24 protein-coding genes are annotated in these 22,185 nt (G+C 67.0%); 12 read left to right on the forward strand and 12 right to left on the reverse strand.

What is annotated here, in order from left to right:
* The first annotated feature begins 77 nt into the window (after nucleotides 1-77).
* From ABUE31_RS15970 to moaB, 6 genes are all read left to right on the forward strand, one after another.
* A complete protein-coding gene (locus ABUE31_RS15970; RefSeq protein ID WP_367724672.1) occupies nucleotides 78-302 on the forward strand; it encodes a putative signal transducing protein in 225 nt (74 codons plus the stop codon).
* 11 nt (nucleotides 303-313) lie between these two features.
* A complete protein-coding gene (locus tag ABUE31_RS15975) occupies nucleotides 314-1,093 on the forward strand; it encodes a tRNA1(Val) (adenine(37)-N6)-methyltransferase (protein ID WP_367724673.1) in 780 nt (259 codons plus the stop codon).
* 73 nt (nucleotides 1,094-1,166) lie between these two features.
* Nucleotides 1,167-2,027 (forward strand): S49 family peptidase, encoded by an 861-nt coding sequence (locus ABUE31_RS15980; RefSeq protein ID WP_367724674.1) that lies wholly within the window; start codon nucleotides 1,167-1,169, stop codon nucleotides 2,025-2,027.
* 87 nt (nucleotides 2,028-2,114) lie between these two features.
* Nucleotides 2,115-2,300, forward strand: coding sequence for a hypothetical protein (locus tag ABUE31_RS15985; RefSeq protein ID WP_367724675.1), 186 nt, complete (start codon nucleotides 2,115-2,117; stop codon nucleotides 2,298-2,300).
* 41 nt (nucleotides 2,301-2,341) lie between these two features.
* Nucleotides 2,342-3,217, forward strand: a complete 876-nt coding sequence (locus ABUE31_RS15990; protein ID WP_367724676.1) for a 4-(cytidine 5'-diphospho)-2-C-methyl-D-erythritol kinase — start codon at nucleotides 2,342-2,344, stop codon at nucleotides 3,215-3,217.
* Nucleotides 3,204-3,755, forward strand: a complete 552-nt coding sequence (gene moaB / locus ABUE31_RS15995) for a molybdenum cofactor biosynthesis protein B (RefSeq protein WP_367724677.1) — start codon at nucleotides 3,204-3,206, stop codon at nucleotides 3,753-3,755. Before ABUE31_RS15990 ends, moaB begins: the two co-directional genes overlap by 14 nt.
* A gap of 25 nt (nucleotides 3,756-3,780) precedes the next feature.
* Here the strand turns inward: moaB and ABUE31_RS16000 are convergent, their stop codons facing one another.
* Complete coding sequence (locus tag ABUE31_RS16000) at nucleotides 3,781-4,290, reverse strand: glycosyltransferase family 2 protein (RefSeq protein WP_367725030.1); 510 nt, start codon at nucleotides 4,288-4,290, stop codon at nucleotides 3,781-3,783.
* A 148-nt stretch (nucleotides 4,291-4,438) separates the two neighbouring features.
* Between ABUE31_RS16000 and ABUE31_RS16005 the strand changes: the two genes are divergently transcribed.
* Entirely contained in the window at nucleotides 4,439-5,593 is a 1,155-nt protein-coding gene (locus tag ABUE31_RS16005) for a PA0069 family radical SAM protein (protein WP_367724678.1), read from the forward strand.
* Nucleotides 5,594-5,734: 141 nt separating this feature from the next.
* Nucleotides 5,735-6,457, forward strand: a complete 723-nt coding sequence (gene rnhB, locus ABUE31_RS16010) for a ribonuclease HII (protein ID WP_367724679.1) — start codon at nucleotides 5,735-5,737, stop codon at nucleotides 6,455-6,457.
* Between the two features lie 33 nt (nucleotides 6,458-6,490).
* Here rnhB and ABUE31_RS16015 read toward each other — a convergent pair whose 3' ends face one another.
* The 9 genes from ABUE31_RS16015 to ABUE31_RS16055 form a co-directional block, all read right to left on the reverse strand.
* Entirely contained in the window at nucleotides 6,491-6,982 is a 492-nt protein-coding gene (locus ABUE31_RS16015; protein ID WP_367724680.1) for a F0F1 ATP synthase subunit B, read from the reverse strand.
* 4 nt (nucleotides 6,983-6,986) lie between these two features.
* Nucleotides 6,987-7,601, reverse strand: coding sequence for a F0F1 ATP synthase subunit B (locus tag ABUE31_RS16020; RefSeq protein WP_367724681.1), 615 nt, complete (start codon nucleotides 7,599-7,601; stop codon nucleotides 6,987-6,989).
* 62 nt (nucleotides 7,602-7,663) lie between these two features.
* Nucleotides 7,664-7,888: a F0F1 ATP synthase subunit C gene (locus ABUE31_RS16025; RefSeq protein ID WP_121583194.1), complete on the reverse strand. Its 225-nt coding sequence runs from the start codon at nucleotides 7,886-7,888 to the stop codon at nucleotides 7,664-7,666.
* Between the two features lie 66 nt (nucleotides 7,889-7,954).
* Nucleotides 7,955-8,716 (reverse strand): F0F1 ATP synthase subunit A, encoded by a 762-nt coding sequence (locus ABUE31_RS16030; protein ID WP_367724682.1) that lies wholly within the window; start codon nucleotides 8,714-8,716, stop codon nucleotides 7,955-7,957.
* A 64-nt stretch (nucleotides 8,717-8,780) separates the two neighbouring features.
* Nucleotides 8,781-9,167: an AtpZ/AtpI family protein gene (locus ABUE31_RS16035; protein ID WP_367724683.1), complete on the reverse strand. Its 387-nt coding sequence runs from the start codon at nucleotides 9,165-9,167 to the stop codon at nucleotides 8,781-8,783.
* A gap of 229 nt (nucleotides 9,168-9,396) precedes the next feature.
* Entirely contained in the window at nucleotides 9,397-10,572 is a 1,176-nt protein-coding gene (locus ABUE31_RS16040; RefSeq protein ID WP_367724684.1) for a cell wall hydrolase, read from the reverse strand.
* Nucleotides 10,573-10,693: 121 nt separating this feature from the next.
* Complete coding sequence (gene der, locus ABUE31_RS16045; RefSeq protein ID WP_367724685.1) at nucleotides 10,694-12,127, reverse strand: ribosome biogenesis GTPase Der; 1,434 nt, start codon at nucleotides 12,125-12,127, stop codon at nucleotides 10,694-10,696.
* Nucleotides 12,128-12,131: 4 nt separating this feature from the next.
* Nucleotides 12,132-12,797 (reverse strand): tetratricopeptide repeat protein, encoded by a 666-nt coding sequence (locus ABUE31_RS16050; RefSeq protein WP_367724686.1) that lies wholly within the window; start codon nucleotides 12,795-12,797, stop codon nucleotides 12,132-12,134.
* Between the two features lie 145 nt (nucleotides 12,798-12,942).
* The gene (locus tag ABUE31_RS16055) at nucleotides 12,943-14,442 is read right to left on the reverse strand and encodes a leucyl aminopeptidase (protein WP_367724687.1); all 1,500 of its coding nucleotides are present in this window, start codon (nucleotides 14,440-14,442) and stop codon (nucleotides 12,943-12,945) included.
* Nucleotides 14,443-14,756: 314 nt separating this feature from the next.
* On the opposite strand from ABUE31_RS16055, the gene lptF reads away from it, so the two are divergent.
* The 4 genes from lptF (at nucleotide 14,757) to ABUE31_RS16075 (ending at nucleotide 20,684) form a co-directional block, all read left to right on the forward strand.
* A complete protein-coding gene (gene lptF, locus ABUE31_RS16060) occupies nucleotides 14,757-15,953 on the forward strand; it encodes an LPS export ABC transporter permease LptF (RefSeq protein ID WP_367724688.1) in 1,197 nt (398 codons plus the stop codon).
* Complete coding sequence (lptG, locus tag ABUE31_RS16065) at nucleotides 15,950-17,038, forward strand: LPS export ABC transporter permease LptG (protein ID WP_367725031.1); 1,089 nt, start codon at nucleotides 15,950-15,952, stop codon at nucleotides 17,036-17,038. Before lptF ends, lptG begins: the two co-directional genes overlap by 4 nt.
* A gap of 158 nt (nucleotides 17,039-17,196) precedes the next feature.
* A complete protein-coding gene (locus ABUE31_RS16070) occupies nucleotides 17,197-19,443 on the forward strand; it encodes an LPS-assembly protein LptD (RefSeq protein ID WP_367725032.1) in 2,247 nt (748 codons plus the stop codon).
* A gap of 17 nt (nucleotides 19,444-19,460) precedes the next feature.
* Nucleotides 19,461-20,684 (forward strand): FAD-dependent monooxygenase, encoded by a 1,224-nt coding sequence (locus tag ABUE31_RS16075; protein ID WP_367724689.1) that lies wholly within the window; start codon nucleotides 19,461-19,463, stop codon nucleotides 20,682-20,684.
* Between the two features lie 27 nt (nucleotides 20,685-20,711).
* On the opposite strand, the gene ABUE31_RS16080 is transcribed toward ABUE31_RS16075, so the two are convergent.
* Complete coding sequence (locus ABUE31_RS16080) at nucleotides 20,712-21,374, reverse strand: TIGR02117 family protein (protein ID WP_367724691.1); 663 nt, start codon at nucleotides 21,372-21,374, stop codon at nucleotides 20,712-20,714.
* Nucleotides 21,375-21,397: 23 nt separating this feature from the next.
* A complete protein-coding gene (locus tag ABUE31_RS16085; protein ID WP_437344143.1) occupies nucleotides 21,398-22,147 on the reverse strand; it encodes an amino acid ABC transporter ATP-binding protein in 750 nt (249 codons plus the stop codon).
* Nucleotides 22,148-22,185: the final 38 nt, after the last annotated feature.

Below are 22,185 nucleotides of genomic sequence, written 5' to 3' on the forward strand. Positions count from 1 at the left end.
ATAAGCGGCAAGAGGCGAATTGGCGCGGCTGGCGGCCGCGCGTTTACATCCGCCCGGCAAGCTGCGAATTTCACGCGATGAAAGAACTGATCCGCACCAACGACGCCGTCGTCATCTCGTTCGTCGAGTCGCTCTTGAAGGACGCCGGCATCGAGTCGCTCGTCGCCGACCAGAACATGAGCGTGCTCGACGGGTCGATCGGCATCCTGCCGCGGCGCGTGCTGGTGCTCGACGAAGACCTCGAGGAGGCCCGCCGCATCCTCGCCGACGCCGGCATCGCCAACGAAATCCGCGAAGGCTGACGGTCCGCCCGATGGCCGAGGCTGTCTCCGCCCAGACGCTCGACGCGTTCCATCGCGGCGATTTTCACCTGGTCCAGCCGAAGGGTGCCGGCCACCGCGCCGGCGTCGACGCGATGATGCTGGCCGCTTCCGTGCCCTCAGCCTTCGCCGGCCGGCTCGCCGACTTCGGCGCCGGGGCGGGCGCGGCCGGCCTGGCGGTGGCGTCGCGCTGCCCGCGGGCGGAAGTCCTGCTGGTCGAAGCGGCGCCGCAGATGGCGCATTTCGCCAGGCTGACCCTCGATCACCCGACCAACGCCCATCTCGCGGGGCGCGCGTCGCTGCTCGTCGCCGACGTGACGCTGGCCGGGCGTGCCCGCGCGAAGGCCGGGCTCGCCGATGGCGCCTTTGACTTCGTCATCATGAACCCGCCCTTCAACGCCGCCCGCGACCGCCCCTCCCCCGATGCGCTGAAGCAGATGGCGCATGTCATGGAGGACGGGCTCTTCGAAAAGTGGATCAGGAGCGCCGCGGCGGTGGTGCGCCCGCGCGGCTGGCTGGCCGTCATCGCGCGACCGCCCTCGCTGCCGCCGATCCTCGCCGCGCTTGCAGGCCGCTTCGGCTCGGCGGAAATCCTGCCCGTCCACGCACGCGCCGGCTCGGCGGCGATCCGCGTCGTGGTGCGCGCGCGGCGCGCCTCGCGCGGCGCGCTGTCTCTCGTTCCGCCGCTCGTGCTGCACGACGGCCCCGGCGACGGCTTTTCGGCGCGCGCGGACGCCATCAACAACGGCCGGGCGTCGCTTTTCGGCGATTGAGGCGGGCACGGCATTGCACGCGGTGCGCGAATGCCTACATGGATTGCGACACCACTCCGGGAGAATCCATTCAGTGAGACGATTCCTGAACCGCCTGCTGCCGAAATCGATGCGTTCGGAGGCGGTCACGATCCCGGTCATCCGCCTGCACGGCGCGATCATGGCAGGCGGCTCCCAGTTCAGGCCCACGCTGTCGCTCGCCGCCACGGCCGGCGTCATCGAGAAGGCGTTCAGCCATGCCGACGCGCCGGCGGTCGCCATCTCCATCAATTCGCCCGGCGGCTCGCCGGTGCAGTCGCGGCTTATCTACAAGCGCATCCGAGACCTGGCAGCCGAGAAGAACAAGACGGTGCTGGTCTTCGTCGAGGACGTCGCCGCCTCCGGCGGCTACATGATCGCGGTGGCCGGCGACGAGATCATCGCCGACCCCTCGTCGATCGTCGGCTCGATCGGCGTCGTCTCGGCTTCCTTCGGTTTCACCGACCTCTTGAAGAAAGTGGGCGTCGAGCGGCGCATCTACACCGCCGGCAAGAACAAGGCCGTGCTCGACCCGTTCCGCCCCGAGAAGAAGGAGGACGTGGAGCGGCTGAAGGCGCTGCAACTCGAGGTGCACGAGACCTTCATCGATCTCGTCAAGGACCGGCGCGGGAGCCGCCTCAAGGACGATCCGGACCTGTTCACCGGCCTGTTCTGGACCGGCAAGAAGGGGCTTGAACTCGGGCTCGTCGATGCGCTCGGCGACATGCGCCAGGTGCTCAAGGATCGCTTCGGCCCGAAGACCCGGCTCCAGGTGGTTTCGCCGCCGCGCGGCTTCTTCGCCCGCCGCCTCGGCTTCCTCGGCGGCCGCGCGCCGTCCGATCTCGCGGCAGACGCCGCCGGCGGGCTCTTCGACGCGGCCGAGGAACGCGCGCTGTGGTCGCGTTTCGGCCTTTGAGTTTTCGGCCGGGGGCGGCTATCATGCGGTCCTGCCCTGCCCGGCAAGCGCCTTAAAAGCGCCGCCTTCTGGGGACGGAGTGAGCACATGCCGCAGATCATCTTTTTCGCCCTTGTCGGCCTCACCGCCTATTTCGGTTACCGGCACTTCGTGCGCGAGGCCGAGCGCGTGACCGCCAAGGTCCGCCGCGCCGAAAAACAGGCAGCGACCGGGGCAAACGGCACGCTGGTCAAGGATCCGAACACCGGCGAATACCGCCTGGCGAAGGACTGACCCCTATCCTTTCGGACGTGCTGCAGGATACCGCGGCGTGCGTGGAATTTGCGCCCGCCAAGATCAATCTCGCGCTCCACATCACGGGGCGGCGCGCCGACGGCTATCACCTGCTCGAAAGCCTGGCTGTCTTCACGCGGTTCGGCGACCGCATCGAACTGCGGGCTGACCAACAGGATTCCCTGACGGTTTCCGGCCCCTATGCGCCCGGCGTCCCGGCGGACGAGACCAACCTCGTCCTGAAAGCCCGCGACGCGCTGCGTGCCGCTGCGCCCGGCATGGCGACGCCGCCTGTCGCCATCCGGCTGGAGAAAAACCTGCCGATGGCCTCGGGCATCGGCGGCGGCTCGAGCGACGCTGCGGCGACGCTGCGCGCCCTCGTCAGGTTCTGGAACCTCGATATCGGGCACGACGCGCTCCTGCGCATCGGCGCTGCGCTCGGCGCCGACCTGCCGATGTGCCTCGCGGCCAGGCCGCTGGTCGCCCGGGGCGCCGGCGAAGACCTGTCGACCGTCGACGGCTTTCCGCCGCTCGGACTGGTGCTGGTCAACCCCGGCGTCGGCATCGCCACGCCCGCGGTCTTTGCGGCGCTGTCGCAGCGGGAGAACGCCAGCTTGCCGCCGCTGCCCCGGCATTTCGATTTCCACACCATCCGCAACTGGCTGGAGACGACACGCAACGACCTAGAGGGTCCGGCGCAGTCGATCGAGCCGTCCGTCGGCGCGGCGCGCGCCGCGCTCGAACGGGCTGGCGCCGGCTTTGCGCGCATGTCCGGCTCCGGCGCCACCTGTTTCGGCCTGTTCGAGACCGGCAACGTCGCCAAGCGCGCCGCCGCTGCCATCCGCAGCCGCCATCCGGGCTGGTTCGTCGCGGCGACGCGCAGCACGCCTTCCGGGGACGCGCATGGGCAAGCCTGACGAGACGCGTCCGTTCATCCCGGTCGGCATCGCGGTTCTCACCGTCTCCGATACGCGAAGCCTCGCCGACGACAGGTCCGGCCAGGTGCTGGCCGACCGCATCGCCGAGGCCGGCCACCAGCTGGTCGACCGCGCCATCGTCACCGACGATGTCGACCTGATCCGGGAGAAGGTGCTCGGCTGGTCGCGCGACGACGGGATCGACGTGGTGATCACAACCGGCGGAACCGGCTTCACAGGGCGAGACGTGACGCCCGACGCGCTGGAGCCTATCTTCGAGAAGCGCATGGACGGGTTTTCGGCCGTCTTTCACCGCATCTCCTACGACAAGATCGGGGTCTCCACGATCCAGTCGAGAGCCGCCGGCGGCGTCGTCAACGCCACCTTCGTCTTCGTGTTGCCGGGTTCGCCGGGCGCCTGCAAGGACGCCTGGGACGGCATCTTGAAAGCGCAGCTCGACTACCGGCACATGCCCTGCAACTTCGTCGAGATCATGCCGCGGCTGGACGAACACCTGAGGCGCGGCGCCAAGGGCTGACCCGGCGCGTCTCCGGGGTGAGCGCCTAAGCCTTGCCCGTCGGCGCGACGACGATCTCGCCGTCGAGCCTTTTCGTCGCGAGCCCGCGGGCGATGGCTTCCGCCGTTTTCGCGCTCTTGCAGAGCGCCGTGGCCTGGCGCCGGGTAATGACGAGGCCCTCGGCGAGCGCGGTCGGCCTGGAAAAGGCGCGCGACAGGAATGGCTGGCGGCTGGCGCGCGAGCGGGAAAACCGCGCCGGCATGGTCATGCGCGCCGCATGCGCGATCACCGAATCGGCCCAGCCTTCCAGCAGCCGCGCACCGGGTTCGAGCAGCAGCAGCCATTCGCCCCTGGCCTTGGCGATCCCGTCCGCCGCACCGCCCGCGACGTAGTTGCAGCCGGCATGTTCCGCGACATAATGGGTCTGGTCGGTCGAGCCGACATCGCAGACGATCACCTCGCGCACCACGCCTTCGACGGCGCCCGGGACCAGCGACGCCAGCGTGCGCGCCAGCCCCTCTTCGTCGTCTTTCGTCTCGATCACCACCGTCAGCATTGTTAGCCGCATAGCGGAAAGCCCGCCCGCGTGCCAGTTCCGTGCCCGGCTTCGGCAAAAGTTCTTGCTTTGTTCTCGCTTCCGAAATAGGAATAGTTTCATGGGAACAACGATTCGCCCCCGCGAAACACCATGGGAACGCGCCAGAATGGAACCGATCCTGCGTGCCGACATTGCTGCTTTCACAGCCGGGAGAGCGGAAATGGCCAATGCCATGATCGAGCAGAGCGGCATGCGGGTTCGCCCCGATCGCAATCGTGGCCGCTCGGCCGGCATCAACCCGACCGGCCGTTTCGAGCCCGTCACGCGCCATGTTTTCGACGACGGCTGGGAAACGCTCGAGGACCTGCCTCCCTTCAAGACCGAAGTTCAGGTCGAGAAGCCGCGCACCATCATCACCCGCAACACGTCGCCCGACATTTCCTTCGACAGGTCGATCAATCCCTATCGGGGATGCGAGCATGGCTGCGTCTACTGCTTCGCCCGTCCGACTCATGCCTATATGGGCCTGTCGCCCGGCCTTGATTTCGAGGCGAAGCTGTTCGCCAAGCCCGATGCCGCGAAGCTGCTCGACAGGGAGTTGTCCAGGGAAGGCTACCAGCCGCGCACCATCGCCATCGGCACCAACACCGACCCCTACCAGCCCATCGAGAAGCGCTGGCGCATCATGCGCGAGATCCTCGAGGTGCTGGAGCAGCGCAACCATCCCGTCGGCATCGTCACGAAATCGTCGCTGGTGACGCGCGACATCGACATCCTGTCGCGCATGGCCGAGCGCGGCCTGGCCAAGGTCGCCCTGTCGGTGACCACGCTCGACCGCATGCTGGCACGGACCATGGAGCCGCGCGCGTCGACGCCGACCAGGCGGCTGGAGGCGATCCGGCAGCTCAGCGACGCCGGCATCCCCACCTCGGTGATGGTGGCGCCGATCGTGCCCGGCCTGACCGACCAGGAGATCGAGAGAATCCTCGACGCGGCGCGTGCCGCGGGTGCGCTCGACGCCGGCTACGTCCTGCTGCGGCTGCCCCTGGAGGTGAGCCCGATCTTCAAGGACTGGCTGTTGCGCCACTATCCGGACCGCTACCGCCACGTGATGTCGCTGGTGCGCTCGATGCGCGACGGCAAGGACTATGATTCGGAATGGGGCAAGCGCATGCGCGGCGCCGGCCCCTATGCCTGGCAGATCGGCCGACGCTTCGAGATCGCGGCGCGCCGGCTCGGCCTCAATGCCAAGCGCACGCCGCTCAGGACCGACCTGTTCGTCCCCGCGGAACGCAAGAACGAGCAGCTGGTCCTGCTCTGACCTGACCAGCCCGCCGCCCCTGGGGCGGCGCATGTGATCCGTCCGAGCCCGCCCCGGCCAAGGACGGCGCCGCCCGGCCGCCACCCCAACGGCCGGGCAGGCCTTGCGGAGAATCGGGACCGATGCGAGCATCGCCGCACCATGGCTCGCGCGCGTCCCGATTCTCCGCTCCTCTTCGACCTCGGCCTGAAGCCGGACTTCGCGTTCGAGAAGAAGGCCATCAAGGACGGGCTGTGGCCTGTCGCCGGGCTCGACGAGGCCGGGCGCGGGCCGCTGGCCGGACCGGTCGTGGCCGCCGCCGTGGTGCTCGATCCCCGGCGCATTCCCAAGGGGCTCGACGATTCCAAACGGCTGACGATGACGCAGCGCGAGGCGCTGTTCGCGGCGATCCTGAAGAGCGCGCTCGGGGTCGGCGTGTCGTCCGTCTGCGCTGAAGGCATCGATCGCAGCGACATCCGCAAGGCGAGCCTCGAGGCGATGCGCCGTGCGCTTGCCGCGCTGCCGGTCACGGCGCGGCTTGCGCTCGCAGACGGCCGCGACGTGCCGCCCGGGCTCGGCTGCGACTGCAAGGCGCTGATCAAGGGCGACCAGCGCTCGCAGTCGATCGCCGCGGCCTCCATCGTGGCCAAGGTGACGCGCGACCGCATGATGCTGGGCTGCGGGCAGGCCGACCAGCGCTACGGCCTGGAAATCCACATGGGTTACGCCACCGAACGGCATCGGGCGGCGATCGAGGCGCACGGGCCGGCGCAGCGCCTGCACCGCATGTCGTTCTCGCCCTTCAGGCTCGGCGCGATCCCCGGTGAAGAAGCCGAGGCGGACCTCCTCGACGCCGCGATCCCCGAAAACGAAAAAGCCGCCTGAGCGGCGGCTTCATTCTATCGGAACAGGCTGTCCTCAGTTCAGGCGGGACTTGAGTTCCGCAAGCGACGACTTGAAGAGGTCTTCGCCGGCCTTGATCTCTGGATTGTCGGCAAGCAGCTTGCGCGCGGCCTCGACGGCGATGTCCACCGCATTCGAGCGCACTTCGTTGACCGCCTCGCGCTCGGCCTGGGCGATCTTCTGCTCGGCCATCGCGGTGCGCCGCGTCACGTAGTCCTCGGTCTTCTTGTGCGCCTCGCCGAGCAGCAACTCGGCCTCGCGCTTGGCCGCGCTGACGATGTCGGCGGCTTCCTGCTCGGCTTCCTTGCGCTTCTTCTGGAAGTCGGCGAGCAACGCCTTGGCTTCCTCGCGCAGGCGGCTTGCCTCGTCGAGGTCGGCCCGGATCTTGAGCGCGCGCGCGTCGAGCGCCTTCGCGATCATGCCCGGAACCTTCAGGTAGATGACGATGCCGACGAAGACGAGCAGCGCCAGGGTCGCCCAGACTGTCGCCTGTGAGGTTGCGTCCATGGTGCTAGCTCCTGACCGACTTCACGGCGGCCGACACGTCCGCCTTCGCCGCCTTGCCGCCAAGCGCCGAAACGATGGCCGATGCAGTCTCCTCGGCGATCGCGCCGACATCCTGCATGGCCGCGTCCTTGATCTTGGCGACGCGGTCTTCCGCTTCGGCGAGCTTTGCCTCGAGGCTCTGCTCGATCGACTTGCGGGCGGTCTCGGCCTCGACCTTGGCGCCGTCGCGCGCCTGCTGGCCGATGACGTTGGCGTTGGCGCGCGCCTCCGCCAGTTCCTGCTCATAGGCGGCAGCGGCGGCGTCGGCCTCCGCCTTCATCGTGTTCGCCTGGGCGAGATCTTCGGCGATGCGCGTCTCGCGCACCTCGAGGATGCTGCTCAGGCGCGGCATGATGACCTTCTTCAGGAACAGGTAGAACAGTCCGAAGGTGATCGCGACCCAGAGGATCTGAGACGGGAAGGTGGAGGAATCGAAGGGCGGGAAGCCCGCCTCCCCGTGCCCGCCGTCATGCGCCACCTCGGTGCCAGCCTGGTGGCCGGCATCCGCCGGCGCCTCGGCGCCGTGTCCGCCGTCCGGCTGGGGAGCGGTTTCTTGCCCGTAGGCATCCGTCACGAACATCTCACGTCCTCGTAGCGGAGCCCGCCACCGGAGTGGCGCGGCTCAAAGCGGACAGGCAACAATCAGCCGAACAGCGCGAGCAGCGCGATGAGCAGCGAGAAGATGCCCAGAGCTTCCGTCACGGCGAAGCCGAAGATCAGGCGGCCGAACTGGCCGTCGGCTGCCGACGGGTTGCGCAGCGCGCCCGCCAGGTAGTTTCCGAAGATCGAGCCCAGGCCGATACCGGCTCCGCCCATGCCCAGGCACGCAATGCCAGCGCCGATGTACCGTGCTGCTTCAGCTTCCATTTTACTACTCCTTGGTGGATCTGGAATTTCCGTTGAACCGGCACCATGCCGGTATTCGAGTGATCGTCAGTGTCCCGGATGCAATGCGTCGTTGAGGTACATGCAGGTCAGGACCGCGAAGACGTAGGCCTGCAGCAGGGCGACCAGCACTTCCAGCGCCGTGATCGCCACGGTCATGCCGAAGGGAAGGATCGCGCCGGCGATGCCGACGCCGCCCATGGCCGAGAGCGAGACCACGAAGCCGGCGAACACCTTCAGCGTGATGTGGCCTGCGAGCATGTTGGCGAACAGACGAACCGACAGGCTGATCGGGCGCGACAGGAACGAGATGACCTCGATGCCGACGACCAGCGGCAGCAGGATCGCGGGAACGCCGCTCGGGACGAACAGGTTGAAGAAGTGGAGGCCGTGCTTGTAGAAACCGTAGAGCACGACGGTCAGGATCACCACCATCGCCAGGAAGAAGGTCACGATGATGTGGCTGGTGACCGTGAAGAAGTACGGGAACAGGCCGAGCAGGTTGGCGACCAGCACGAACATGAACAGGGAGAACACCAGCGGGAAGAACTGCAGCCCCTGCTTGCCGGCGGCGTCGCGCAGCATGTTGGCCACGAATTCGTAGGACATTTCCGCCATCGACTGGAGGCGCGACGGCACCACCGCACGACTCGACGTGGCGAAATAGAGGAAGGCGCTGGCCACCACCACCGTCACGACCATGAACAGCGACGAGTTGGTGAAGGACAGATCAAGCCCGCCGACATGGAAGTCGACGATCTTGTTGATGTGGAACTGATGGATCGGATCGACCTTGTCCGGTGCTGCCACTTGCCATCCCCCAAGGCCGAGCTGGCCCCGTTCGCTTCAATTCACCCGGCCGCGGCCGGAACGTTCAATCCTTGCGCCCGGAGTCTGACCCCTGGCCGAATTCTGCGACTTTCCCGACCGAACGCAGCACGTTGAGCACGCCTGCGGCGAAACCGAGCAACAGGAAGACGACGAGACCCCACGGCGACGTGCCCGCGAACCTGTCGATCATCCAGCCCAGCCCGGCGCCGACCGCCACCCCCGCGATGAACTCGCTGGACAGCTTCATTGCCTGGCCGTAGCCGGTGGCGCCGACGGCGCCTTCCGCCCTCTCCTGCCGGTCCGACTGTCTCGTGGCAAGGGATGCTTCGAGATTTCGACGGCGGCGTTCGAGGTCGTCGTCGCGGTGGTCGCCGCCCTGCCTGCCAAGCCCGGATCTTCCGGTTTCGTCTGGCCTTTTCGATGCGGCCATCGCAACCTCCTAGCCTCGGCCAGCGGGCTGCTTCCCGTCCGCTCCAAGTCGCGCGCAACATAGTTAGGGGGGCTTCACCCGTCAAGCCGGGCAGCGGTCATCCAACCGGACTAATTTTCCCTGCAAAATCAGTTGGTTGTCGAAGTGCGACATAGTGCCCGGCGGTTTGGCGGCGCCGGCGCCCGCGAATCCGGGCCGTCCGCCGCCAAAACCGCGCCCGGGACGGCCCTCAGCTCCAGCCGCCGCCGTAGGTGCGGTAGAAAATGTGCAGGCCGATCTTCTTCATCTTCTCCATCGAGCGCGCCCAGCGCGGACTCACATACTGGGCGTAGTAGTGGGTCGAGGAGGCGACCTCTGGCAGGAAGATCTTGCCTGCCGTCACCGCCATCGCCACCTCGCCGGCGATCTTGTAGCTCGCCGGGGACGTGATGCGGTCCTTCTTGCCGTCGCAGGCGAAGGAGAACTGGCAGCGGTTCTTGAGATGCTCGTTCTGGTAGACGACGCCGCAGACCGTGTTCGGGTATGCCGGATTGCGGACCCGGTTGAGCACCACCTGGGCGACCGCCGCCTGGCCGCGCAGGCTCTCGCCGCGCGCCTCGAAGTAGATGGCGGTGGCAAGGCACTTCTGTTCCTTGGCCGAGAAGACGGCGGCAGGCAGAGGCTCGCGCATCCACGGATGGTCGCCGCTGGCCACCGGCGGGATGAAGCGGCCGGTGTCGTCGGGATCCTTCATCAGGCTCTCGAAGGGAGACGCCTTGTAGTAGTCCGGCTTCGCCGGCGCGTAGGCGGTCGCCAGGATGTCCGGCTTGTCGTTGTTGACGAGGCTCGCCAGGATCGCCGGAACGCCGGGATCGCGCTGCTTCTTGTCCTTCATGTAGAAGGCCGTCGCGATCTCGACCTCCTTGCCGCGGATGTCCGGCACCTGGAACGCCATCTTCACCTCGCCCGCCTTCGGTCCGACGAGCAGGCTGGTGCGCTTGAACATCGAGCCGGCATCGAAGGTCTTCGGCGGCGCGACCGGGGCGATCTGCACGATACGCCCCTTCTTGCTCGCCCGCGCGACGCGGTCCTCGTCGGGAATCGGGTTGGCGACCTTGGCGCGCAGCGACACCTTTCCGATGCCGGGGGCGCTGACGCCCGAGCCGGCGATCGAGGCTGTGGTGAAATCGGCATCGACGAACGGCATCTCGGCGGCGTGCACGGAACCGGCCGCGGCCTTCTCGACGAATGCGTTCCAGCGGGCGCTCTCGCCCTCGACGCCCGAAACGAGGCTCGCCATGTCCTGGTACGCCGCCACCGTCGGGAAGGCGATCCAGATGCCAAGGCCGATGATGAAGGGAGACAGGAAGGAACGCTTGTCTCGGCTGGTGGCGGCAACAAGCCGCGTCACTAGTCGTCGATGCACAGAACCACTCTCCAGGGACGCGACTTACCCACTGGAGGGCAGACTGCGGCATTAACCTTGATGTACGGTTAACGGCCGGCTTGCGGCCACAATGTGGTCGCCGACGCGACAGCGCGCCGCACTATCTGCGCTTCTTGGCCTTCGACGCGTAGGGATTCTCCGACGCGTGGATCGACATGCGGATCGGCACGCCGGGAATGTCGAAAGTTTCACGCAATCCGTTAACCAGATAGCGGACGTAGGACTGCGGCACTTCGTCGGGCCGCGTGCAGGACAGGACGAAGCCGGGCGGGCGCGCCTTGACCTGGGTGATGTACTTGATTTTCAGGCGGCGGCCGGCGACGGCCGGCGGCGGATGATGCGCGACGGTGCGCTCCAGCCAGCGGTTCAGCCGCGCCGTCGAGACGCGCGTGTTCCACACGCGATGCGCCTTCAAGACGGCGTCCATCAGTTTGTCGAGGCCGCGTCCCGTTTCGGCCGACACCGGAACGGCGAGCACGCCGCGCACCTGAGGCAAGAGCCTGGCCGTCTTTTCCCTGAGGTCGGCCAGCGCTTCCTGGGGATGCTCGATCAGGTCCCATTTGTTGAAGGCGATGACGAGCGCCCTGCCCTCGCGGATGATCAGGTCGGCAAGCTGCAGGTCCTGCTTCTCGAAGGGGATCGTCGAATCGAGCACGACGATCACCACCTCGGCGAAGCGGATGGCGCGCAGCCCGTCGGCAACGGACAGCTTTTCGAGCTTCTCCTGCACCTTGGCCTTGCGGCGCATGCCGGCGGTGTCGAAGAGCTTCATCGCCCGTCCGCGCCATTCCCAGTCGACCGAGATGGAATCGCGGGTGATGCCGGCTTCCGGCCCGGTCAGCAGGCGCTCCTCGCCGATCAGCGCGTTGATCAGCGTCGACTTGCCGGCGTTGGGGCGGCCGATGACGGCGATGCGCATCGGCTTCGTCTCGTCATAGTCCGGCTCGGCGTCGGGATCGGCCACGTCCTCGCCGATCAGCGTCTCGCTGATCGCCGGAACGTCGTCGTCCTCCTCCTCGTCGTCCTCGAAGGCGCGCGCCTCGCCGAGCAGTTCGACCACCGCGTCGCGCAGGTCCGGCAGCCCCTGACCGTGTTCGGCCGACACCGGCACCGGTTCGCCGAGGCCGAGTTCGTATCCCTCGAGCAGGCCGCCCTGGGCGCCGCGCGCCTCCGCCTTGTTGGCGACCAGCACGACCGGCTTGCCCGACTTGCGCACGATCTCGGCAAAGGTGCGGTCGTCGGGAACCAGTCCGGCCTTGGCGTCGATCATGAAGAAGATGAGATCGGCTTCGGTGATCGCGATCTCGGTCTGCTCGCGCATGCGCGCCTGAAGCGTGCCGGCGGCCGCGACTTCGAAGCCGGCGGTGTCGATCACGTCGAACTGGAGGTCGTAGAGTTTTGCCGGATGCACGCGGCGGTCGCGGGTCACGCCCGGCGTATCGTCGACGAGCGCCAGCCTGCGGCCGGCCAGACGGTTGAACAGCGTGGATTTGCCGACGTTGGGCCGGCCTATGATGGCGACCTTGAAGCCCATCCCGTCACGACGCCGCGCCCTGGCCGCGGATCAACTCCGCGAGCAGGGTGGCGCGCTCACGCACGTTGCGCGGGGCCTCGTTGTCGGCCGCCACCTGCTCGAACAGCGTCAGCGCGTCGGCGAAGCGGCTCTCCTTCCATGCCGAGAGGCCGAGCGCCTCGCGCGCCGAATGGCGCAGCGGGTTGGTGTCGGCGGTGAGCGCCTCGGCGCGCGCCGACACGTCGGCATAGGAGCCGGTGTCGACCAGGATCAGCGCGGCGCGCAGGTTGGCCATGTCGCGGATCGCGCCGGGGATGGAGGTGTCGGCCGCGACCGCGTCGAAACTCGCCACCGCCCCGGCGGCATCGCCCTTCGCCGCCAGCACGGTGGCCGCGCGCATGCGGGCGAGCAGAGGATAGGCGCCGTATCCGTCCTTCTCGAGTTGCTCGAGCGCGCCGAGCGCTTCGTCGTTCTTGCCGTCGTTGGCGAGCGTCAGCGCCTGGGAGAAGGCGTCGCCCGACCGGTTGGCGCGGGTTTCGGTCCAGTAGTTCCAGGCGACGTAGGCTCCGGTGGCGAGCACCACGAGCACCGCCAGCCCCAGCACGAACGGGCCATAGCGGTCCCACATCAGGCGCGCCTGATCCTGGCGGATTTCCTCGTTGACTTCGCGGAAGAAGCTGTCGTCGGACATTTTTACTGAACCTGCCGGCCCATTTCGGCCGGCTCCCTTTGTGGCGTGCGTTTTAGCGGAATTTTGCCGGCATGGAAGGGGGATGTGCTCATTTGGCCCATGCCCCCGCCCGCGCGACGCTTCCGCCCCGTCGGGCGGTCACCCTTCATCCCTCGTAGTGATCCTTCACCAGGCGGTCGAGCAGGCGCACGCCGAAACCCGAAGCCCAGGACTGGCTGATCTCGCTCGACGGCGACCCCATCGCCGTGCCGGCAATGTCGAGATGCGCCCAGGGCGTATCCTTCACGAAGCGCTGCAGGAACTGCGCGGCGGTGATCGAACCGCCGTAGCGGCCGCCGATGTTCTTCATGTCGGCGTTCTTGGAATCGATCAGCTTGTCGTATTCGGCGCCGAGCGGCATGCGCCACAGCTTCTCCTGCGTGGCAAGCCCCGCCTCGGTCAGGCGCGCCGCCAGTTCGTCGTTGTTGGAGAACAGGCCCGCGTGGCTCTGGCCGAGCGCGACCATGATGGCGCCGGTCAGCGTCGCCAGGTCCACCATGAACCTCGGCTCGAAGCGCTGGACGCAGTACCAGAGCGCGTCTGCCAGCACGAGGCGGCCTTCGGCGTCGGTGTTGAGCACCTCGATCGTCTGTCCCGACATCGACGTGACGATGTCGCCCGGACGCTGCGCATTGCCGTCGACTGCGTTTTCGACGAGGCCGACGATGCCGACCGCGTTGACCTTCGCGCCGCGGGCGGCGAGCGCGTGCATCAGGCCGGTGACGGCCGCCGCGCCGCCCATGTCGCCCTTCATGTCCTCCATGCCCGCGGCCGGCTTCATGGAATTGCCGCCGGTGTCGAAGGTGACGCCCTTGCCGACGAAGGCGATCGGCTTTTCCTTCGCCTTGCCGCCCTTCCACTGCATCACGACGAGGCGCGCGCCGCGCGGCGATCCCTGGGCGACGCCGAGCAGCGCGCCCATGCCGAGCTTCTCCATTTCCTTCTCGGCCAGGACGGTGACCTCGACGCCGAGCTTGTGGAGTTCCCTGGCGGTGGCGGCGAACTCGACGGGGCCGAGCTTGTTGGCGGGTTCGTTGACGAGGTCGCGGGCCAGCATGACGCCGTCGCCGACAGCCTGGGCCGCGACGAACGCCTTCTTGGCGGCTGCCGGATTGTCGCATTGTATCGTGAATTTCGACGGCTTCGTTGCCGATGCGGCCTTGCCGTCGCCGTCGTCCTTCCTGGTCTTGTAGCGGTCGAAGGCGTAGGCGCGCAGCATGATGCCCAGCGCCACCGACGCCGCGTCGCCGGCCCCGACCGTCACGCCCGGCAGGTCGAGCACGACCGAGACGTCGGCTGCCTTGCGGAACTGTCCGGCGGCCTGGCCGCCAAGCTTCACCCAGTCGGTGTCGGCAAGCCCGGACGGCTTGCCGGCGCCGAGCACCACGAGGCGGTCGAGGGCCGAGCCGGCGGGCGCGATGACCTCCAGCGCCGAGCCTGGCTTGCCCGCGAAATCGGCAGCGGCGAAGGCGCGCTTCAGCACCCCTCCGGCGTCGCAGGCGCGGGCCGCCTCGCCGAGGTCCCCGCCTTCGGCCGAGAGCAGGACGACGCTGCCCTTCTTCGGAACCGAGTGTCTTGCGAAGCTGATCGTGGGCCTGGGGGTCATGGTGTCCTGCGCGGATTGTCGACCGGAGCGGTCGGTGGAAATGTCGGAAGACGGCGTCGGCTGGGGACATTTGGCGGTTTTCGGCCCTTTGGCAAGGCTTTCGGGGTTGGACGGCGCGTCAACCTGTCGTTAACCGACTTCGTTCGCGCTTCGTTAGCCGTTCGCGCGCACAGTCCGCGAAAGGCGACGCTTCCCGCCGACAACGCCGGCGTGGTTGTGCTGACAGCATCGGGCGGATAGTTTTGGCGTTTCTTCCCGCGCCGGAGGTAGCGGGCCATACTTTTGCCCGATCGTCCCGAGGACATCTCGTCTCCATGAAAGTCATCGAACGCTACATATTCCGGCGCGTACTGATGCTGTTCGGCGCATCGCTCGCGTGGACGCTGGCGATTGTCTGGACGACTCAGATCCTCACGCGAATCAACCTGGTGACCGACAGCGGCCAGTCGGCGCTTGCCTTCTTCGAGATCGCGGCGCTGATCCTGCCGTCGGTGCTGCCGGTGGTCATCCCCTTCGCCGCGATCATCGCGATCGCCCAGACGCTGACGGCGATGAACAACGATTCGGAACTGGTCGTGATCGCCGCCGCCGGCGGCTCGCAGTCGACGCTGATCCGTCCCGTAATGCTCTTCGCGGTGCTGGCCAGCGTCGCCTCCTTCGCGATCGACAACGGCGCCGACCCCTATGCGCGCCAGCGCGGACGCGAACTGGTCGCCGCTGCGCGCGCCGACTTCCTGTCGCTGGTCATCCAGGAAGGCACCTTCCGCAAGATCGAGGACGGGCTGTTCATCCAGATCGGGGAACGACTGTCCGACGGGCGTCTGGCCGGGATCTTCGTCGCCGATTCGCGCACCGAGGGAACCGACCTCGTCTACTACGCCCGGCACGGCACGGTGCGCGAGGAGGAGAACGGCGAGACCATCCTCGTCATGCAGGATGGTGAAATCCACCGGAAGCTCGCGGACGGCGAGATTTCGGTGATCCGCTTCCAGTCCTACGCGTTCGACCTGTCGGCCTTCACCGCCTCCTCGGGCAAGCCGACGCTGCGCCCGAAGGACCGCACGCTCGGCTACCTGTTCGAGCCCGACCACGACGACCCGATCTTCCAGAGGAATCCGCAGTCGTTCCGGGCCGAACTGCACCGCCGCTTCACCGAATGGGCCTACACCATCGTGTTCGCGCTGATCGCGCTCGCCGTCGTCGGCAACGCCAGGTCGCACCGGGAAAGCCGCATCAACCCGATGGTAACGGCCATCATCATCGCTCTGGTGGTCCGCTGGATGGGCTACTTCGCGGCAAACCAGGTCCAGGTCGCCGCAGCGCTCTGGCCGGTCGTCTATGCAATCCCGCTCGTCGTCTCGGCGATCTGCATCTGGTTCATCGCCACCAACCGGACGATGGAACTGCCCGTCGCCATGGCCGACAGGCTCATCGCCGGCATGCGACGGCTCGGCGACCGCATGATGTTCATGCGAATCAGGCGCGACACCGAACCCGGGGGGGCATCCTGATGGGCTGGACCCTCAACCGCTACTTCTTCTTCCGCTACGCCGCGATCACCACGTGGTATTTCCTCGGCGTCTACGCGCTGGTCACCCTGGTCGATTTCACCGAACTTTCCAGCCGCACCGTCGGCCTGCCCGGCTTCACGGTGCAGCTTGCGCTCTCGGTATCGGCGCTGCGCGTACCGCTGATCATGCAGCAGGCCGTGCCCTTCGTCGCGCTGATCGCCGCCATCACCACGCTGGTATCTCTGAACCGCAAATACGAGCTGGTGATCGCCCGCTCGGCCGGCATCTCGGCCTGGCAGTTCCTGATGCCCTTCTGTTTCGGCGCGTTGCTGTTCGGGGCGCTCACCGTCGGCATTCTCAACCCGCTTGCAGCCTACGCCGTCTCGCGCTCCGAGGTGATCGAGACGAAGCTGCGCTCTGGCAAGTCAAACGAGGTCAGCGCCTTCGCAGCGCCATGGCTGCGACAGAAGACCGCCGACAGCGACACGATCATCGGCGCGCGGGCGGTTCTCAACAAGGGGCTCGAGCTTTCCGACGTCACGTTCTTCTCGCTCGACGCGGACGGCGCCATCGTCGAGCGGCGCGATGCCGACCGCGCCTACCTGCGCGACGGCTACTGGGAACTGCACAATGTGCGCACCATTCGCGACGGCGCCCAGCTGCCGCCGGCCGAGACCGACCGGGTACCGTCCAACCTCAAGCCGGAGTTCGTGCAGGAGCGGCTGGCGCGGCCCGAAACCATACCGTTCTACGAGCTGCCGAGGAAAATCGAGGTGGCCCAGTCGTTCGGCGTGAGGGCGAACACTTTCGCCACGCAATTCCATACACTTATGGCTTTGCCGCTGCTTTTGGTGGCGATGACGCTGATCGCCGCGACGGTCTCGATGCGCTTCCAGAGAATGGGGCAGTCGGCGACGATGATTCTGGGTGGCGTCCTGGCCGGCTTTCTGCTTTATGTCGTGTCGGTTCTAGTTAAAGCGTTTGGAAATGCGGGATTCGTGCCGCCTTTCGTCGTGGCATGGATTCCGGTTGTCGTGGCGATGTTTTTCGGGGTAACGTTCCTGCTGTACAAGGAGGATGGTTAGTGGGGGTCGCGGCATCGTTGGACCGCAGATCGGCTAGGCTGGCGCGCTTGCTGGGCGCGACGGCGCTGTCGTGCCTGCTCGCCCCGGCCGTTGTGCCCCAGATCGCCTTCTCCCAGACCATCAGCGACATCGCCCCGGACCTGCCGGACGGCACGCAGATGCTGCTCGAGGCCGACACGCTCATCTATGACAACAACGATGACAGCGTGACCGCCGCAGGCGGCGTGCGCATCGACTATGGCGGCCACAAGCTGGTCGCGAATCAGGTCACCTACAACCGCAACAGCCGACGCCTCGTCGCCAGCGGTAATGTCGAGGTGGTCAATCCGGACGGCACCAAGATCTATTCCGACACGATCGACGTGACCGACGACTTCGGCGACGGCTTCGTCAATGCGCTGCGCGTAGAGACGGTCGACGAGACCTATTTCGCCGCCGAAAGCGGCGAACGGCGCGGCGGCTTCCTGACGACCTTCAACAACGGCGTCTACACGGCCTGCAAGCCCTGCGAGGACCGGCCCGACAAGGCGCCGCCGTGGCGCATCAAGGCCAAGAAGATCATCTGGAACAGCAACGCCAAGACCGTCCGCTTCGAGGAGCCGGCGTTCGAGTTCTTCGGCCTGCCGTTCCGCCTGCCCTCCTCCTTCGAGATGGCCGACCCGACCGTGAAGCGCAAGTCGGGCTTCCTGATCCCCGGCCTCAGCTTCACCAGCGACCTCGGCGTCGGCGTGTCGGTGCCCTACTATTTCGCGCTGTCGCCGACCTACGACCTGACGGCGACCGTCACCGGCTATACCGAGCAGGGCTTCCTCGGCCAGGCCGAATGGCGCCAGCGCTTCAACAACGGCGAGTATTCGGTCACCCTCGCCGCGATCAATCAGCTCAATCCGGACAAGTTCGACCATAACACGGTCGATTCGGGTCCCGACGGCGATCCGAACGAATTGCGCGCCATGATGGGAACATCGGGCCGGTTCGCCATCAATTCGCGCTGGGACTTCGGCTGGGACGTAATGACCCAGACCGACAAGAATTTTTCGCGCACCTACGACATCGGCGAGTACGGAAATTTCGTCTACCGGTCCGAGGTGTTCCTGACCGGGCTCGACGACCGCAACTATTTCGACCTGCGCGGCATGCATTTCGACGTGCAGGAAAAGACGCTGAACAGTGACCCCGACTCGCGCGACCAGGAACAGCCCTGGGTGCTGCCGAGCTTCGACTATTCGTTCACGCCGGACGAGTCGATTTTCGGCGGCGAGCTCAATCTTGATCTCAACGCCCGCGTCATCGTCCGTGACAAGCTTGACGTGACCTACTCCGAGACCTGGCCCAACGTCGAAGACGTCAACGGCATCGAGAACTCGTCGAGCCGACTGACGGCCGAAGCCGAGTGGAAGCGGTCCTTCGTATCGGATGGCGGCCTGGTGATGACGCCGCTGCTCGCCTTCCAGGCCGACACCACGAGCGTCGATTATTCGCCGGACTCGATCGCCGCAATCAACTCGATGGCTGCGAACCCGGATATCGGCGTGATGGCCGACATCCGCAACGCCTATCATCGCCTGCTGGCTACGGCCGGCCTCGAGTTTCGTTTCCCTCTGCTGTTCGCCTCGCCGGGCTCCAGCCACGTGATCGAGCCGATGGCGCAGGTGTTTGCGCGCAACGACGAGCCCTATGCCGAAAAGCTCGGCATGCCGAACGAAGACGCCCAGAGCTTCGTCTTCGACGCCAACAGCCTGTTCGAGCGCGACAAGTTCGCCGGCTACGACCGCGTCGAAGGCGGCACGCGCGCCAATGTCGGCTTCCGCTATTCCGGCTCCTTCGGCGACGGCTGGACCGCGAACGGGATCGTCGGGCAATCCTATCACCTCGCCGGCGAGAATTCCTTCGCTTCGCCCGACCTGGCCAATGTCGGCGCCAATTCCGGCCTCGAGACGGATACGTCGGACTTCGTCGGCCTGATCGGCTTCGCCACACCGAGCGGCATCCTTGCGTCAGCCAGCGCCCGCCTCGACGAGGAAACGCTGGAACTGCGCCGCGGCGAGCTCAAGGCCGGTTACTCCACCGACGTCTTCGCCGTTTCGGCGAAGTATTCGTTCATCCAGGCGCAGGAACTCTACGGCTTCGACGAGGACCGCCGCGAACTGTCGTTCGGCGCCTCGACGAGGGTCCACGAATACTGGCGCGTCTTCGGCTCGGGCACCTATGATTTCGAGACCAACATCATGGTCAAGAGTTCGCTCGGCTTCGCCTATGACGACGACTGCTTCACCTACCTGATGACCTACTCCCAGAATCGCGACCGCGACGACGGGGATACGACGCAGACCGTCGGTTTCAACATCTCCTTCCGGACGCTCGGCGACTTCGGCTCGGCCACTAGCAAGATCTCCGACCTTTAGACCTGATCCGGAGAACCATGGCTGAGGCGCGCGCCCGGCAGATCATCATCGCAGGCGCGGGCGTGGCCGGGCTGACCGCCGCGTTGTCCTTTGCCGTCAGGGGACATCCGGTCCGCATCTTCGAGCGCGCCCCGCGGCTGGAGGAAGTCGGCGCGGGCATCCAGCTCTCCCCTAACGCGACGCGCATCCTCGACCGGCTGGGCGTTCTGTCGAGCCTCCGCCAGACCGCGGTGCGACCCGACGCGGTGGTGCTGCGCGACGCGTCGAGCCTGGCCGAACTCGGCCGCGTGCCGCTCGGCGCGTACGCGGAGCTGCGCTGGAAGGCGCCCTACCTGACCGCTCACCGCGCCGACCTTCAGGCCGCGCTGCTGGCGCATGTCGAGCGAGAGCCGGGCATCGAGCTGACGACGGGAGCGACCGTTCGCGACATCGCCCCGCATCCGCTCGGCGTGTCCGTCGTAGTCGACTCGACAGGTCGGACCACGACGGCCTCCGGCATGATGCTCGTCGCTGCCGATGGGGTGTGGTCCAGCCTGAGGCGGCTGACCTGCGCCGAGCCGGCCAGCCGATTCTCGGGACAGGTCGCCTGGCGCCGGACGGTGCGCGCCGACAGCGCCGCGGGCCGCGCGCTGGCGCAGGCCGGCGTGGGCGGTTCGGTCACCGCCTTCCTCGCGCCGGGCTTCCATCTCATCACCTATCCGGTGCGGGCGGGTGCGGCGCTCAACATCGTTGCCTTCACGCCGGGCAAGGCGATCGGCGAGACCTGGGCCGGCAATCTGGATATCGGCATTCTGAAGCGCTCCATGAGGCGGGCCGCGCCGGCCCTTCTGTCGCTTGCCGACGACATCGCCGAATGGACGGTGTGGCCGATCCACACGGTGCGGGCAAACGCCCCCTGGACCACCGAGCAGGGCATCGCGCTGATCGGCGACGCTGCCCATGCGATGCCGCCTTACGCGGCACAGGGAGCGGCCATGGCCATCGAGGACGCGGAGATGCTGGCCGGCGAGGTCCAGGCCCACCCGGACAGCCTGAAGGCGGCGCTCGCGGCCTGGGAGACGGAGCGACGGCTGCGGATCGAGAGGGTCGCGCGGCAGGGCCGGCTGAACCGCTTCACATGGCATGCGGCGGGCCCGGCTGCGCTGGCGCGCAACCTGTTCCTGCGGACACGCAGGCCCGAGAAGCTGGCGGCCCGCTTCGACTGGCTCTATGGCTGGACCCCGCCGCCGCTCAAGCTCTGACCTGACCGAGCGCCGGAAACTGCCTGTTCAGTTGTGCAATGAGAGCGACAGGTCGAGCGTCTGCGGCAGCGGCGTCCACCAGCCGGTCCGCAATCCGGCCGACCGAAGCGCCGCCGCCGCCCAGCTGTTGCAGCCGACCAGCGCGTTGAAACGCCCCTTGCCCTCGAAGAACCGGTCCGACACGCCATAGGACGCGGGCACCAGAACCGGGCCTTGCGGACCGTCGCGAAAGCTGTCCGCGATGAAGCCGAGCAGGCGCTGGAACTCTGCCTCCGTCAGGAGGAACTCGCGAATCCCCGGCAAGTCGGGGTCGATCGCGCCTGCCGCGGCGACGCGCATGACCGACTCGTCGACCGTCAGCGCGGCGAGCAAAGGTCCGGGCCGCAGGTCGGCCCAGGTCGGCGTCGCGACATAGAAGGCGCGGCTGCCCCAACCGAAGACGAGGTGGCGGACGCCGGCCTGGTCGGCCGGCAGCCCGGCCTCGACCAGCGGCGCGAAGCGCGCGAGCACCCCGGCGTCGAGCGGGATGGCGATGTCGGCGTGGATGGCGTTGGCGATCATCAGGACCCGGCGCGTCGCCGGGCCGGTCTCAGGCACAGCCTGGAACGGCCGAGGGACAAGCGCACCGATCAGCGGAAGGCCCGCGCCGACGGCCACGACCACGAGCAGTCGGCGCGCCCAACGCGGCACCGCCGATCAGTCCGTTACCGGCCTCAGTGAAGGATCTGGCTGAGGAACAGCTTGGTGCGTTCGTGGCGCGGATGGTCGAAGAACTCGGCGGGCGTGTTCTCCTCGACGATCTGGCCGGCATCCATGAAGATCACGCGGTTGGCGACCTTGCGGGCGAAGCCCATCTCGTGCGTCACGCACAGCATGGTCATGCCTTCCTCGGCGAGGTTGACCATGGTCTCCAGCACTTCCTTGATCATCTCGGGGTCGAGCGCCGAGGTCGGCTCGTCGAAGAGCATGATACGCGGGTTCATGCACAGCGAACGGGCGATCGCGACGCGCTGCTGCTGGCCGCCGGAGAGCTGGCCCGGATACTTGTTGGCCTGTTCCGGGATCTTCACGCGCTTCAGGAAGTGCATCGCCACCTCCTCGGCCTCCTTCTTGGGCATCTTGCGCACCCAGATCGGCGCCAGCGTGCAGTTCTCCAGGATGGTCAGGTGCGGGAACAGGTTGAAGTGCTGGAACACCATGCCGACCTCGCGGCGCACCTCGTCGATCTTCTTGAGGTCGTTGGTCAGTTCCTTGCCGTCGACGACGATCTTGCCCTTCTGGTGCTCCTCCAGCCGGTTGATGCAGCGGATCATCGTCGACTTGCCGGAGCCGGAAGGTCCGCAGATGACGATGCGCTCGCCCTGCATAACCTTCAGGTTGATGTCCTTCAGCACGTTGAAATCGCCGTACCACTTCGACATGCCGACGATCTCGATCGCGACGTCGGTGTCGGAAATGTGCATCTTCTGCGAGTCGACCTTGATCTCTTCCGCGCTGACCG

The sequence above is a fragment of the Mesorhizobium marinum genome (genome assembly GCF_040813675.1).
Taxonomy (GTDB): domain Bacteria; phylum Pseudomonadota; class Alphaproteobacteria; order Rhizobiales; family Rhizobiaceae; genus Mesorhizobium_K; species Mesorhizobium_K marinum.

What these genes read in the sequence shown, in the direction of transcription:
- ABUE31_RS15970 (WP_367724672.1), top strand. Translation starts at nt 78, where the DNA reads ATGAAAGAACTGATCCGCACCAACGACGCCGTCGTCATCTCGTTCGTC.
- ABUE31_RS15975 (WP_367724673.1), top strand. Translation starts at nt 314, where the DNA reads ATGGCCGAGGCTGTCTCCGCCCAGACGCTCGACGCGTTCCATCGCGGC.
- ABUE31_RS15985 (WP_367724675.1), top strand. Translation starts at nt 2,115, where the DNA reads ATGCCGCAGATCATCTTTTTCGCCCTTGTCGGCCTCACCGCCTATTTC.
- moaB (WP_367724677.1), top strand. Translation starts at nt 3,204, where the DNA reads ATGGGCAAGCCTGACGAGACGCGTCCGTTCATCCCGGTCGGCATCGCG.
- ABUE31_RS16000 (WP_367725030.1), bottom strand. Translation starts at nt 4,290, where the DNA reads ATGCTGACGGTGGTGATCGAGACGAAAGACGACGAAGAGGGGCTGGCG.
- ABUE31_RS16005 (WP_367724678.1), top strand. Translation starts at nt 4,439, where the DNA reads ATGGAACCGATCCTGCGTGCCGACATTGCTGCTTTCACAGCCGGGAGA.
- rnhB (WP_367724679.1), top strand. Translation starts at nt 5,735, where the DNA reads ATGGCTCGCGCGCGTCCCGATTCTCCGCTCCTCTTCGACCTCGGCCTG.
- ABUE31_RS16015 (WP_367724680.1), bottom strand. Translation starts at nt 6,982, where the DNA reads ATGGACGCAACCTCACAGGCGACAGTCTGGGCGACCCTGGCGCTGCTC.
- ABUE31_RS16020 (WP_367724681.1), bottom strand. Translation starts at nt 7,601, where the DNA reads ATGTTCGTGACGGATGCCTACGGGCAAGAAACCGCTCCCCAGCCGGAC.
- ABUE31_RS16025 (WP_121583194.1), bottom strand. Translation starts at nt 7,888, where the DNA reads ATGGAAGCTGAAGCAGCACGGTACATCGGCGCTGGCATTGCGTGCCTG.
- ABUE31_RS16035 (WP_367724683.1), bottom strand. Translation starts at nt 9,167, where the DNA reads ATGGCCGCATCGAAAAGGCCAGACGAAACCGGAAGATCCGGGCTTGGC.
- der (WP_367724685.1), bottom strand. Translation starts at nt 12,127, where the DNA reads ATGGGCTTCAAGGTCGCCATCATAGGCCGGCCCAACGTCGGCAAATCC.
- ABUE31_RS16050 (WP_367724686.1), bottom strand. Translation starts at nt 12,797, where the DNA reads ATGTCCGACGACAGCTTCTTCCGCGAAGTCAACGAGGAAATCCGCCAG.
- ABUE31_RS16055 (WP_367724687.1), bottom strand. Translation starts at nt 14,442, where the DNA reads ATGACCCCCAGGCCCACGATCAGCTTCGCAAGACACTCGGTTCCGAAG.
- lptF (WP_367724688.1), top strand. Translation starts at nt 14,757, where the DNA reads ATGAAAGTCATCGAACGCTACATATTCCGGCGCGTACTGATGCTGTTC.
- ABUE31_RS16070 (WP_367725032.1), top strand. Translation starts at nt 17,197, where the DNA reads ATGCTGCTCGAGGCCGACACGCTCATCTATGACAACAACGATGACAGC.
- ABUE31_RS16075 (WP_367724689.1), top strand. Translation starts at nt 19,461, where the DNA reads ATGGCTGAGGCGCGCGCCCGGCAGATCATCATCGCAGGCGCGGGCGTG.
- ABUE31_RS16085 (WP_437344143.1), bottom strand. Translation starts at nt 22,147, where the DNA reads ATGCACATTTCCGACACCGACGTCGCGATCGAGATCGTCGGCATGTCG.